This is a genomic window from Sphingomonas faeni, assembly GCF_040407565.1.
GTDB classification, from domain to species: domain Bacteria; phylum Pseudomonadota; class Alphaproteobacteria; order Sphingomonadales; family Sphingomonadaceae; genus Sphingomonas; species Sphingomonas faeni_F.
This window is the reverse complement of record NZ_JAPZPR010000015.1, coordinates 1-13253: the sequence shown is the minus strand read 5'-3', so window position 1 is coordinate 13253 and position 13253 is coordinate 1. Positions and strand designations below refer to the sequence as shown.

The following is a 13253-nucleotide window of genomic DNA, read 5'->3' as shown; positions in this document are numbered from 1 at the left end:
TGTCAACTTTCATTATCGCTCTGGTGAATGTTGATTTTGATGTTAGCATGCATCGTGACAGCCGAGCCCACTCGGCGCGCAGGAGAGGAAAAAGGGCATGATCCGCACGACATCATGGGCGCGCTGCGCCGTCGCGATGGCAGCCGCGATGCTGGCAACCGGCGCGGCCGCGCAACAGGCGACGATCGATACCGGCACGGTGCTGGGCACACGCGCCGCCGACACGCTCGTTTTCAAGGGCATTCCCTATGCCGCGCCCCCGGTCGGACCGCTTCGCTGGAAGGCACCGCAGCCTGCCGTGTCGTGGACGGGCGTACGCGACGCGCGCAGCTTCGGAGCCGCCTGCCCCCAGGGGTCCGAACACAAGGAGCCCTGGGCACAGGTCGGCGCGATCAGCGAGGATTGCCTGTTCCTCAACGTCTGGCGGCCGGCGCGACCGGGCCGTTATCCGGTGATGGTGTTCCTGCACGGCGGCGGCTTCACCTATGGCGCGGCGGGGGTGCCGCTGTACGATGGCGCGGCGCTCGCGAAGCGCGGTGTCGTAATCGTGACGATCAACTATCGTCTCGGGCGACTTGGCTTCTTCGCGCACCCGGCGCTCACCCGCGAGGATCCGAGCGGCCAGCTTGGAAACTACGCGGTCATGGATCAGGTCACGGCGCTGCAATGGGTCAGGCGCAACATTACCAACTTCGGCGGCGATCCCGCTAACGTCACGCTGTTCGGCGAGTCCGCAGGCGCTGGATCGGTACAGATCCTAATGGGCGCGCCTCTCGCGAAGGGGCTGTTCCACAAGGCGATTTCGGAATCGGGCGCGGGCAGCAGTCCGTTATTTCCGATCCGCGGCGGCATGCTCAACGCCGAGCGCGTAGGTGAGATGTGGGCCGACAGCCTCGGCCTTAAGAACGCCACGACCGAACAGCTTCGCGCGGTCCCGCTCGCCGATGTCGTCAAGAACGGCCGCGCCTTCCCCTTCATCGACGGCAAGGTTGTGGTGCAAAGCCCCGGCGAGCCCTTCTATCGCGGCGACGAGGCGAAGATCCCGCTGATCATCGGCAGCAATTCGAACGAATCGAGCCTGGGCGGGATGACCGAGGCAGCGGCGAAGGCATTGCTCGGCGACGATTTCACCGCGCTTCGCGACGGCTATGTCGCGATGACCGGCAAGCCTGTGGCTGCAGCGACGACCGATCTCGCCGAGGATGTCGGCTTTGTCCTCCCCTCCTTCGCGCTTGCTGATCGCCATGCCGCGAATGGCCAGAAGGCGTTCGCCTATGACTTCGACCAGGTCTTCGTGGATCGGCGCGCGACCGCAGCCGGCACCGACCATGGTGGCGAGCTCGAATATGTCTTCGGTACCAAGGCGGCTGAACATAGCTGGGATGCGCAGGACGTCGCGGTCTCGAAGATGATGGGCGATTACTGGGTACGCTTTGCCAAGACCGGCGATCCCAATGGTGCCGGTGCGCCCAAATGGCCGCCGGTCACGACGGCGCCAACACACTATCTCGCGATCGGGACGAAGACGCAGGCGGTGCGGCTGCAGCCGATCCAGGAACGCGCCAAGGCCGCAGCGATGGCGGATGCGCAGAAAAAATGGGCGGCTATGCCTAAGCCGTGATGTCCGTCCGTCGATGATCGACGGATCTTTCCCCTCGAGGCGCTCGGCGTAGCTCCCCTCCCTGAAAGGGACGGGAGAGATACAGGACCGAGCACGATATTGAAGGACACGCCATGCCCCTGAACCCCAGCAGACGCGAGCTCGTCGCCGGCGCGGCCGGCCTGATCGCCGTCGGCGGCACTACCAGCGCCCAACCCCGCCGCCCTCGCGGCTTCCTGTGGGGCACCGCGATCTCCGCGCACCAGAGCGAGGGCAACAACACCGCGTCGGACAGCTGGCTACTCGAGACGATCACGCCAACCGCGTTCAAGGACCCGTCGGGCGACGCGTGCGACAGTTACGAGCGTTACGAGGAGGACCTCGACATCGCGGCGAGCCTCGGCCTCAACTGCTACCGGTTCGGGATCGAATGGGCGCGGATCGAGCCTGCCGAAGGTATGTTCTCTGAGGCCGCACTCGACCATTATGTCCGTGTGCTGCAGGCGTGCCATGCGCGCAAGCTGCTGCCGATTGTGACCTACAACCACTTCACCGTGCCCTTGTGGTTCGCGATGCACGGCGGGTTCGAGGTGGCCGACGGCGCCGACCTGTTTGCCCGCTTCTGCGCGCGCGCGACGCAGAAGCTCGGCCCGCTCATCGGCATGGCTTCGACTTTCAACGAGGCGAACATCGTGCTGTTGCGGAAAGTTCTGCCGCGCTTCGCAAGTGACGCGGCGGCGGCGAATGCGCGCGCGATGATCGCGACGGCGGCGCGCCGCACCGACTCGCCCGCCTTCTCGGCGATGCTGTTCGGCGATCCGGACAAGATCAACGCCGTGATGCTCGACGCGCATGCCAAGGCTTATGCGGCGATCAAGGCGGGGCCGGGCGATTTCCCCGTCGGCGTGACGCTTTCGATGCAGGAGATCCAGGGCGTCGGCCCGGGCAACCGCGCTGCCCAAGCCGAGCAGACGATGTATGGTGGCTGGATCGAGGCCGCGCGAGCGTCTGACTTCGTCGGCGTGCAGACCTATTCGCGGCTGCGCATCGGCGCACACGGCCTGATAAACTCCAAGTCCGGCGTGCCGCTGACCGACATGGGCTATGAGAATTACCCGCACGCGATCGGCGCGACGCTGCGCTACGCACACGCGCATATCGACAAGCCGATCTACCTGACCGAGACCGGCATCGCCGCGACCGACGACCGCCTCCGCGCGCAATTCATCGACGCGACGGTGGCCGAGGTCGCGAAATGCATCGCTGAGGGAATCGACGTGAAGGGCTATCTCTACTGGTCGCTGCTCGACAATTTCGAATGGACCTCGGCCTATGCCAAGCAGTTCGGGCTGGTCGCGGTCGATCGCAAGACCTTCAAGCGGACGGTGAAGCCGAGTGCGCGCGTGCTGGCGGCGCATGCCAGGGCGAACCGGCTGTGACCGCGCCGCGACGCTGGGTAAGACGGCGCCTCGGATGCTTCGGGCTGGTCGTCGTCGTCCTGCTGGGGGCGTTCACTGCAAATGGCGGGTGGGCCACGCTCGCCAGCCTGCGCGGTCCGGCCAAGCCCTACGACGCGCGAACTCTGCCGCCCGCTCCCGACTACGCAAAAGCAAACGCCTGGCTGGCCCTGCCCGGCGACAACGGGCTCGAACGATCCACTCCGCCGGGGGTGACGCCCGTCGACGAAAGCACCGCGCCTGCAGACGTGTTCTTCGTTCACCCTACGACCTTCAAGGGCAGCCCGGTGTGGATCGCGCCGTTCGACGCCTCAGACACCGCCGCCCCGCTCAACGCGCCCGTGCTCCTCGATCAAGTCAGCGTCTTCAACGGCTGTTGTCGGCTCTATGTACCGCGGTATCGCCAGGCCACACTGGCAGCCCTCAAGGTGAACGCGGCGATGGACGTCGCCTATGGCGATATAGCCCGTGCGTTCAAATATTTTATCGCGCACCAGAACCACGACCGCCCGTTCATTATCGCGTCGCATAGCCAGGGGACAGCGCACGCGATCCGGCTGCTTCAGGAAGAAATCCTCAGAACGCCACTCAAACGGCGCCTCGTCGCAGCGTATCTCATCGGAGGCTATGTGCCCGATACGTTCGGCGAACTCGGCCTGCCGATCTGCAGCACTGCGCGTCAGACCGGGTGCGTGTTGTCCTACAACACCAGTGAGACAGGCCGCAGTGGCGCGCGGATGATCACCGACAACCGCGCCTATTGGTGGCGAGGTCGCCATGTTACCGACGGCAGGTCGCACGCGCTTTGCGTCAATCCGCTGACCTGGCGGCGCGTGGGCGCGGCACCGGCGACCGCAAACGCCGGCAGCCTCCCCTTTCCCGTTGCGCCGTTCGGGCGGGTCGCCCAGCCGTTATCTGCGCTCGTACCTCATCTCACCGGCGCAGTGTGTCGCGACGCCCTACTCGCCGTGCACGTGCCATGGTCTGCGCCGCCTGGATTCATTGACAAGCTGAGCCTGGCATTCGGAAGCTATCACCTCAACGACTATGGGATCTTCTACGACGCGCTGCGCCGCAATGCTGGCGACCGGGTGACTGCGTGGCAGGCCGACGCTACCAAATGATAGCGATGGCTCTGCCATCACGGTTTCGGGACTCCAATATCCCAGCGCTTTCGCGCCAGCCGCATTTGCACACTACTGGACGAGCGCGCCCCGCCTCGAAGATGATTGGTGCCGCGCCCATCTCGACGAGATTATGAACGAACGGCTGCTTTCACGATATCCACCCATAAGCGGCTGGTCCGCTTTCCACCAGTTTTTCTGAAATGCGGACGGTTCGCATTCACCAGACATCCTTCAGGAGCGTGCATTCGTTATTAAAGCAAATACAATTTTCCGGCTTTGGCCGTAACAGATTTGGCATTGGTGGCCTCATTTCCAAAGCCGGAGTCCGTGGCGAACCCTCCCCTTCCGCTCCCTAACTGCTGCCGGTAAAATCGTGTGCAAAACAGATCAGATATCGATATCAATTGATATCATATGCTGGTTGATGATTTGAAGGAAGTTCGACGCTCTGGCGGGTGGTCACAGCGAACGCTGGCAAAGCGTATCGGCGTGCAACCGCAGGCTATACTGCGACTGGAGCAGGGTGTCGGTTCGGTCGCAACCCTGATCCGGGTGATGGATGCGCTCGACTTCCACTTGATCGGGATCGGACCAGGTTCAACGCTTGCCGAGCAATTGCGTCTCTGCCGACGCTCGCGATCGCTGTCTCTTGCCGCGGTTTCAGCGCGCACCGGTCTGTCTCGCACCACGATCGTCAGTTTGGAACGCGGGGATGGATCTGTCACCAGCCTGCTACGCCTGATGGCATTGATCGCGCCCAGGGCACGACGTCGCGCACCCGAGCGCGCTTATTGGGGGCCGGGAGATAAGGAGGACAGGGACAGCCGCTTCACTCCGCCAGCATTCATGGAGAACGTTTATGCAGCGTTTGGCGAAATCGACCTAGATCCGTGCGCCAACTTGCTCAGCCCTGTCGTGGCACGTCGGCGCATCCTGCTTAGCGAAGGCGGAGATGGGCTCGTCGATGACTGGTCGGGCCGGCTTGCTTTCGTAAACCCACCTTTCTCCGAACAGCTCAAATGGTTGCGTCGCGCGCACAGCCAGTGGCGGGCGGGTAACGTCGAAACCGTTATTTGCCTCGTTCCGTCGAGGACTGATTCAGCGTTCTTCCATGAAACGCTGAGCATCGATGCAGACACCTACTTCCTGCAAGGCCGTGTTCCGTTCCTGAACTCGTCGGGCAAAGCTCAACAAACTCCCTTCGCGTTAATGATCGTGATGCTTGGCGCAAGCGCAGAGCAGAGGGCGCGATATGAGGAGCTTGTGCCCGGACGCTGGCTGTTGCGCAGCGGTGCCGATGCAAGCAAACGGTGAGAGCCGTAACAGCCTAACTGCACAGGGCGGGTGTCGATGAGATGTTCTTACACTCTACTTCATCTGCCAACAGGGACTGACCAGTGGTCGAAGAATTTTCGCGTGTCGCATGTCGCTTATCGCAAGAAAATTGCTATGCTGTTCTTCGGTGGTCTCGCAATCGAGACGATCGGCGAGACGGCGCCCAAGGGGCTCCAAGCAATAGCACGTTGCTACAGTGACGCTTATCAGGTTGCTTGTGTGAAAGGACGCATAGCACATTCGGCCTGCCCACTCAGCGCATCGATCGTTCGGTGCACGACCGCGATATCCAGGCGGTGCGCCCCATTCCCGACGGTGACACTCTCGCGGAGTGTCGTCTTTATCGCCGGACAGATCCGATCCGACCAGGCGATCAATGCGCGGGTTGCCGCCCCTGCGGGCTGCGCCCACCATATCTGACCGAATAGCCCGATGACGGCGAGCCCTATCGTAACCGCGTCACGCGCGCTGCGTATCTGCCGGGACGAGTAGCTCTCGCTCATACGATGCTCCGACGCAGCAGTGTGGCGCCCCGGTCGAGCCCGGCGAGACGCTCGACGTCGTCGCGCCACGGCAGCGGTTCGGGACGCAGATAGCGTGCGACCAGCCGAAACGCCGGTGCGCCCGGGTTAATGTCGACCGTATTGTGCGGGACGAGCCACAACGTGTCATGGCGATCTTCGTAGGGAAGCATCGGCAGGTACCAACTGACCTTGCCGCTTTGCCAATGTCCAAGCGACATCCGCGGGGGGAACCACGGATCTCTCTCGTCCGCGATGATGAGACCATCGCATCTGCCGGCAATCAGCGCACTTTCCATCTGCGCTGCGGCGAGCTGCAGCGGGTCGCGCGTGACCGCAATGAGCAGCGCCGTCGCCTCGTTTTCGAGGAAGCCGGCGAGCGGCATGCCATGATCGGCCGCGACCTCAGCAAGCTTCCAGCCTGCACGCGCGGCGAGGATCTTTGCGACGCGCGAGGCTGCTGCCTCGCCGAGAACCGGCCAGGTGTTGTTATCGTTCATATCAGAGGCTTTCGTAGATGTTGTCTGGTGCGATTAGGATTTGGGCCAGCGGCGTTCGAATGCTCGAAAGGCATCGCGGATCAGCGGATGCGCGCTGTCGCGCATCAGCGCCGGTATCGGCTCGACGAACCCCAATGGTCCGAGTCGACGAGGCCCTGCGATAAGAGCATGGACGTGTGGTTCGTTCGCGCTTCCTGCCTTGTGCGGCGCATGCTGGACGAGGAGAACGCCCACCTCGATCGGGTCCACAACGCACCGACGAATGAACGCGCGGACCAACTCCCACTGGTGGTGAAGCCGATCGGTGTGAAAGGTGAACGTGACGTAGGCGAGCAGCGCGTTGACCTTATCGGGCCGCTCGGCATCGACCGCCTCCATCAACATCCGCGGATCAGCGAACCGATCGCACGCGCCTCGCGGAAGAAGAACCTCGACCCGCTCAGCGGTCGGGGTCCAGGGCGGTGTATCTGGCCTTGCCGCAACGGTGACCTTCGAGAGCGCGAACGCTGCGGCGCTGTTGACGTGGCCATTCAGCGATGGCCGCAAACAACCATACATTACTCTAGCCCCCACCGTTCCCGTCGGGTCACCAAGGAGGCGAAGATGCGTATGGGGATTGTGCGGGTCCGTTTCGCGATCGGCATTGATGACGATGCTGGATGGCGACATCTCAACCGCGCTCACCTGACTACCTGCGGGTAAAGACGCTCGGCAATTTCGGCAGCCGATTTGTAGATGCCGAATGCGCGATCGATGAGCGTCTCGTAAGGCGGAACCAGATGGAGCTGCAGCCCTTCATCGGTCAGCTTGACAGCGGCACCGAACCCGGTCGGAACGAGCCACAGCGCATCGTCTTCGTGGCGATAAAGGGTAAGATCGGTAAGCGTGAACGGCACAAGGCCCCCTCCCGCAAGCGTCGCCTCGACGCTCGCGGGAAGCGCATCGAAGCTCTCAGTGAAGCAGCGAACCAGCACGACGTCGATCGACTGTGCGCGCGCAAGCTGCTCGACCTTACCGCTGAACATTGGTGGAGCGACGCAGGTGAACGAGAATACGACATCCTGGCGATCGACCCGCACCGTGAATTCGGGGAGACCGTTGCCCGGCATATGCTCACACGCCGTAACCGGGCTAAGGCCTTCGAGGAGGTAGTTGCATAGGACGCTTGCGAGCGACATTTGCGTAACGTGGGTTTCAATCATTGGGCAGAACTCAGAGAGGGTCGCAGGCCAATCCGGCACGCGACAAGCTCCTCATTTCAGACTTACTTTTTCGTCCGTCCTTCGGGGCTCAATCAGCCCCACCCAACTTCTATGGCTTTTAGTCCCCTTACTCTTCCTTCAGGTCTCTATCTCAAGACCTGCGCCCTTTAGCTACCCGCCTTCCGGAGCATGGCCGTCGCCATGAGGAGGACCCCGATGGCTAGTCTATCGGTATGTCAAAGCGGCGTTACAGAATGTGGCGCCGACCTTCGTCACGAAGGCGTTGATCGGGTACTCATCGACCGGCAGGGTCGAAAGCGCATGTAAAGTTGGGTGCCCCAACTTTACGGTATTGCGCCTCCAAAATTCGCTATGGCAGTAGGCCCTTCCTGCCATAGCAATATTTGATGGTTTCTGAAATTCACGCTGCCTGCTGCCATAGCTAGCCGGCGGCGACTTCCGTTTGGACAGCTATGGCAGAAGCGGTGACGCCAACGGCATCGGGCGTCGTCGAGGGACGCGATAATCGCCAGATTGTCGCTCGGCAACGCCGAATTCGCATGCAAAGATGGGTCCCCCAGCTTTGCGGTATTGCGCCTCCAAAATTCGCTATGGCAGTAGGCCCTTCCTGCCATAGCAATACTTCATGGTTTCTGAAATTCACGCTACCTGCTGCCATAGCTAGCCGGCGGCGACGTCCTTTTGGACAGCTATGGCAGAAGCGGTGACGCCAACGACATCGGGCGTCGTCGAAGATTGCGGAGATTGAACTGCAGCTCAACGAAGAGAAGTCACATACTGCAGAACTAGAGCATGGCCTCAAGTTATACGCGATGACGCTACTGATGACGGAACTGCGCAGTGCGACCGCACCTATCTTCGCGATGGGGCCGGCCTGGGCTATTCTGCGAGCCATCGCAGGCAAGACCGGTGACGAGAAGACGGACACCGATCGTGCTCGTGATAGCCACCGGATCATGGTCGTGCTTCACGCCTTACGAGACAACGAGGACTTCTTGAAGGCGATCAAGTCCGCCCTCTTACAGGTTTGTCGAAACTTCTCTGGCTTGGCTAATGATCGAGGGAGGAACGACCCGTTCGATGGGCTGTGGGATTACGCGGAGATCCTAAGTTCCTTGGCTTGGCCCCCTCCGCCGGGCCGAACGAACTGGTAGATCCGGACTAAGTACAGAACACGTCATGAACGTCGTCGAGATCGAAGAAGCCGTATCCAGGCTCGCTGCCGAGCCGTTCGATGCGAACGAGTTCCCTTGGGAGTTCTTGGCTGCGTTCGGTAATAACGAAACGACGATCAAGCGGCTCCGCTCGGGCCACGTCACTGGCGGCGTGCTCCGGCGTAACGACGCCAACCTTGCCGTTGCGCCCGATGGCGAAGTGACGGCGCTGCGGGACAGCGCGACGGTTCCACGGTGGAGGCGGAAGATCCGCTGTCGGGCGTAGCACTTGCCTGCGACTATGCGTGCCGCTCGACCGGCCCGACCTATTGCGCAAGCTGGTCCTGGCGCCCCGTCCCCGCAAGATGCCTGATGTACTGAGCATCGAGGAAGTAGCGCGGCTGCTCGAGGCAGCACCGGGCAACGGGCACCGGGCACTGGGCACTGGGCACTGGGCATAAAGTACCGCGTGGCGCTGAGAGTGCCGCACACGCCCTCCCGCGCCGCGGGTTCGTGCCTCTATCAGTTTTGCCCCGAATGCAGCGATCTGCATTCACGATGCCGGTCAGTTGGCGGTGCAAATTTGATGTAGACGCAACCGTAAGGTGTTTGATAACATCCTGACTTGGCCGGTGGTGACGATGCGCGCCCGGCCTCTTGTGATTGGGACGGTCTCCGGGGCGTCTGCAGCAGGTTACCGGAGCGCGCTGTCACCCTCCGTTTCTCCGTCACTCGCCGCTGCCAGTGCGAGATGAGCCTTCCATTCACCCGGCCGGCGCCGGATTGAGCAAAACTGGCAGCTGCTATGGCACATTCACTTCACGTCAGCGCCTCGCGTAAGGGGGCTTTCCTGTCTTCCTGCGTCCTCGCGTCGGCGAAGCGGCGGTCCGCCGTCGATACGGCAGGGTTTGGCACCCGTTCTATCATTGAAACCATTTCGGCTGGCGCAGACACCGATCTTGTCGAGAACGCAGCGCTGAATATAATCGATCAGTGCCTGACCGGCACGGGAGATCATCACGCATTAATCGACGATATTCGAAGCATTGCCCTGTCGGTTCAAAAGTCGGACTCGATCGACACGCCAATCCACGACTGTTCTCTGTCGACAATTAATTGGCTGACGGAGCAGCATCTCTCTGCACCGGCGCTACCCCCCAAAGGATACGCCCCGACCGAGCCGCCGATCTCATGGATATCTAAATGGTTCGAAAGCGAAGCGACCATCAAAGTCGTCGACCGTCTTGACGCGGATATCGGCCTGCGCCGTTCGTGGCTGATAGTGAACCTCGACGAACTGCGCGATCGCGGTCCATCCTTATGGCAGCTTATCGTCAGCGGGCAGTTTTCAGAAGCTCTCCGCCAGAATGCCAAGACTGCCATCTTGAGCATCGAGGACATGCGAGAGCTTGTACGCCAGCAGGCATTGTTCTTTTATTATGTCGATATTGTTTTGAAAGGGCACCTGATCAGGCGGTGGAACACGGCACCCTTGGGCGACACGATGCCCGTAGATTGCGATTGGCCGATGATGGCGAGTGTCATGGAGAGTCATATCATCGTGCCTGCCCAACAAATTTCGGCGACAATGGCAGGCTTGCATACCAACATCTGCCAACGGCCCGGAACGACAACATCCCCGTTAAGCGAAGTGCCAAGCTGGCTGCGTGATCCGCGCTTGATTGCAATAGCCGAACGTATTCAGTCGCGCTTAATCGGAGGCCGCGCCCGGTCATCGTCTTTCGCGAAGGTCGCCGCGTCCCTTGTCGCAGAACTCAGCAGCGTAACCTCGCTCAGTCGATCGACGCTGTCGAAGCAAGGTCTCGGGCGCAGGGAATTCGTAATGGAGCGAATTGGCGTCACCGGCTCGGAAAGCAGCGTCATTCTGGCCATGGCTCTGCTCAATGCAAAAGCCCGCATCGACATTTGCATTGACGCCGCCCTTTCGAATCAAGCGGTGACCGGACACTTCGAGCTGAATTATCACGCGGTGGGACATTGGAACGGTGCAGTTTCCGCAGAGAAATCAAAGATTTCATCACGAGCGCTGGTCAGAACATCGATGTTCCTACGTCGTCATCTCGCAATGGATCGCCATCATGCGGAACGATCGTGCGGGTTTGAAAATACGAACGCCGGCAGAGCGATGGTCGACGCAGCCAGAAAGAAATTCCGGTGCGTTCACCCCGGTGACGCCATCACCGTTCTCGTGCACGATCCCGCCCTTTGGCTTGCCTGAAGATGCCTAAACAGTTTCGCGTTACCCACTCGCGAATCCGCAAAGCCCGCCACGGTGCCTGGCATGGCCCGTCGATCAACATACGCTGTTTCCTCTCCCGCTCCGGCGGACGACGTGCACGCGTATGCGCTTGGTCAACTTGTTCGGTTGATGGCTCGAGCAGCAGCAGCCGAGCAGCACCGTTCTTGTTCGGAGTGCACTGTACACGATCAAATCGTGACCGCTCGGAGAGCACCGTAATATGATTATCTACCCTCCCCGCGTCGCGCTGTATGGCCGCCACTCGACGGTGATGCAGACGGCCTCGTCGAGCGCCGATCAGGCGGCGTCCTGCATGAAGCTCGTCAATTATTTGGGCGGCACGGTTGTCGCGACTTATCTCGATCCCGAGCAATCAGGCTATCGCCGCGACCGACCGGGATTGATGAAGCTGTTGCGCGACATCGAAACCGGTGCCGTCGATCTCGTTGTCTGCGAAGCGCTCGACCGGCTGGCCCGCGACGCAGAAGACGTGGCGTTTTTGGGCAAAAAGCTGATGTATCACCGTGTGCCACTGCACACCGTTTCAGAAGGCCATGTCGACGAGATCAAGTTCGCAGTCGCGGGCATGCTGGGCGCGATCTTCCTCAAACACCTCATCGACAAAACGGTGAGGGGCATGGAGGCCGCGGTGCTTGCCGGTCGTTTCGCCGGCGGCCGCGCCTATGGCTACAAACGGGTCATCAAGCTCGACGCACGCGGCGAGGTCATTCGGGGCCTGCTTGAGATCGATGCGGCGCAAGGGGTCATCGTCGAGCGGATCTTTGCCGAGTTCGCGGCCGGCGCATCCTCCATTCAGATCGCAACCCGGCTCAACGTCGACGGCATCCCTGGCCCGCAGGGCGGCTCGTGGAATGCGTCCACCATTCGCGGAGATCCGAAAAAGGCGACCGGTATCCTCAACAATCCGCTCTATGTTGGTCGACTGGTATGGGGTCGCAGGCAATGGCGACGTAACCCCGACAGCGAGAAGCGCGAGCGGCGCTATCGCTTACGCGATCAGTCCGAATGGATTGAGGTCGCGGTGCCCGGTCTTCGTATCGTCGACGACTCGCAGTGGAGCGCGGTTCAGGCTCAGATCGAGCAGCGTCTGCGTCCCAGCACAAACATTCCGGTCGCCCGCCAGAACCGTAAGAAGCACCTCCTGTCGGGCCTTATCAGGTGCAGCTGCTGCGGGTCGGCCTACACAATATCCGGCAAGGACTATTACCGTTGTGCCGGCCAGAAGGAGCGCGGCACCTGCTCGAACACGCTGTCGGTCCGCAAGGGACCGCTGGAGACGGCAACCCTTTCAATCCTGCAACACCAGTTGCTGACCGAGGACCACGCCCGGCTGTTTGCAGAAGAGTTTAAAAGCGAGATGGCGCGGCTCGCCAGCACGTCAGCGCAACATGACCAATCGGTCATCGACCGCCTCGCCGTCGTCACCCGCGAGATCGACATGCTGGCCGCAAACATGCTTGCAGCGGTGGCCACCCCTGCCCTGCTGAAGCTCCTTGGCGACCGCGAGGCAGAGAAATCGCGACTGGAAGGACAATTGCGTATGCTGACGAGAGTGGTGCCTTCGGCCACGATCCTGCCGCATCCGGTTCTGCTGCAACTGTTTAAAGAGAATGTCGGCCGCTTGCGCGAGACGCTCGACGCCGAGACGTTCCGCGGCGAAGCTGCAGAGATCCTGTCGACGCTTATCGAAAGCGTGACGATTTACCCGCACGGCAAGGATGGTCCGGAAGCCGAGGTGGTGGCAAAGGTGTCTGACTTGCTAGAGTTTGCCACAAACGACAACGCCGCCCGTGAGGGCGGCGATCGTAGTTCTATGGCGGTGGTTGCGGGGACAGGATTTGAACCTGTGACCTTCAGGTTATGAGCCTGACGAGCTACCGGGCTGCTCCACCCCGCGACGGCACGGCTAGCGTGCGTTGGGTAGAAGGAATTGTGAATGGGTTTGTGATATAGTGCGTGATGCATGTTGCACGGGCTTCAATGCCTGGCGACGACCTACTCTTCCATCGCTTGAGCGATAGTACCATTGGCGCAGTCGGGTTTCACGGCCGAGTT

Annotated in this window: 10 protein-coding genes, 1 tRNA gene and 1 pseudogene; 7 read left to right on the top strand and 5 right to left on the bottom strand. The window is 61.3% G+C overall.

Features of this window, described 5'->3' with window-relative positions; translation table 11 throughout:
- The first annotated feature begins 97 nt into the window (after positions 1–97).
- From O6Y00_RS21090 to O6Y00_RS21075, 4 genes are all read left to right on the top strand, one after another.
- Entirely contained in the window at positions 98–1621 is a 1524-nt protein-coding gene (locus tag O6Y00_RS21090; RefSeq protein ID WP_353444484.1) for a carboxylesterase/lipase family protein, read from the top strand.
- Between the two features lie 113 nt (positions 1622–1734).
- Entirely contained in the window at positions 1735–3039 is a 1305-nt protein-coding gene (locus O6Y00_RS21085; RefSeq protein ID WP_353444483.1) for a glycoside hydrolase family 1 protein, read from the top strand.
- Positions 3036–4181, top strand: a complete 1146-nt coding sequence (locus O6Y00_RS21080; RefSeq protein ID WP_353444482.1) for a DUF3089 domain-containing protein — start codon at positions 3036–3038, stop codon at positions 4179–4181. The genes O6Y00_RS21085 and O6Y00_RS21080 overlap by 4 nt, the downstream gene beginning before the upstream one ends.
- Positions 4182–4598: 417 nt before the next feature.
- On the top strand, positions 4599–5498 hold the full coding sequence (locus O6Y00_RS21075) for a DNA N-6-adenine-methyltransferase (protein WP_353444481.1): 900 nt from the start codon (positions 4599–4601) through the stop codon (positions 5496–5498).
- 520 nt (positions 5499–6018) lie between these two features.
- Here O6Y00_RS21075 and O6Y00_RS21070 read toward each other — a convergent pair.
- The 3 genes from O6Y00_RS21070 to O6Y00_RS21060 form a co-directional block, all read right to left on the bottom strand.
- Positions 6019–6540: a hypothetical protein gene (locus tag O6Y00_RS21070; RefSeq protein ID WP_353444480.1), complete on the bottom strand. Its 522-nt coding sequence runs from the start codon at positions 6538–6540 to the stop codon at positions 6019–6021.
- Positions 6541–6573: 33 nt separating this feature from the next.
- Positions 6574–7098, bottom strand: a complete 525-nt coding sequence (locus tag O6Y00_RS21065) for a hypothetical protein (RefSeq protein WP_353444479.1) — start codon at positions 7096–7098, stop codon at positions 6574–6576.
- 122 nt (positions 7099–7220) lie between these two features.
- The gene (locus O6Y00_RS21060; protein ID WP_353444478.1) at positions 7221–7649 is read right to left on the bottom strand and encodes a hypothetical protein; all 429 of its coding nucleotides are present in this window, start codon (positions 7647–7649) and stop codon (positions 7221–7223) included.
- Positions 7650–8942: 1293 nt separating this feature from the next.
- Here O6Y00_RS21060 and O6Y00_RS21055 point away from each other — a divergent pair.
- The 3 genes and pseudogenes from O6Y00_RS21055 to O6Y00_RS21045 all read left to right on the top strand — a co-directional run.
- Positions 8943–9203 carry a type IIL restriction-modification enzyme MmeI gene (locus tag O6Y00_RS21055; RefSeq protein WP_353444477.1) on the top strand — a complete coding sequence of 87 codons (261 nt, stop codon included), beginning with the start codon at positions 8943–8945 and terminating at the stop codon, positions 9201–9203.
- A 519-nt stretch (positions 9204–9722) separates the two neighbouring features.
- Entirely contained in the window at positions 9723–11156 is a 1434-nt protein-coding gene (locus O6Y00_RS21050) for a hypothetical protein (protein ID WP_353444476.1), read from the top strand.
- Positions 11157–11397: 241 nt separating this feature from the next.
- Positions 11398–12474, top strand: a pseudogene (locus O6Y00_RS21045) (recombinase family protein); the annotation flags it as partial.
- 102 nt (positions 12475–12576) lie between these two features.
- On the opposite strand, the gene O6Y00_RS21040 reads toward O6Y00_RS21045, so the two are convergent.
- Positions 12577–12909 (bottom strand): hypothetical protein, encoded by a 333-nt coding sequence (locus O6Y00_RS21040; RefSeq protein WP_353444475.1) that lies wholly within the window; start codon positions 12907–12909, stop codon positions 12577–12579.
- A 109-nt stretch (positions 12910–13018) separates the two neighbouring features.
- Positions 13019–13095: transfer RNA gene (locus O6Y00_RS21035), tRNA-Met, on the bottom strand.
- Between the last annotated feature and the right edge of the window lie 158 nt (positions 13096–13253).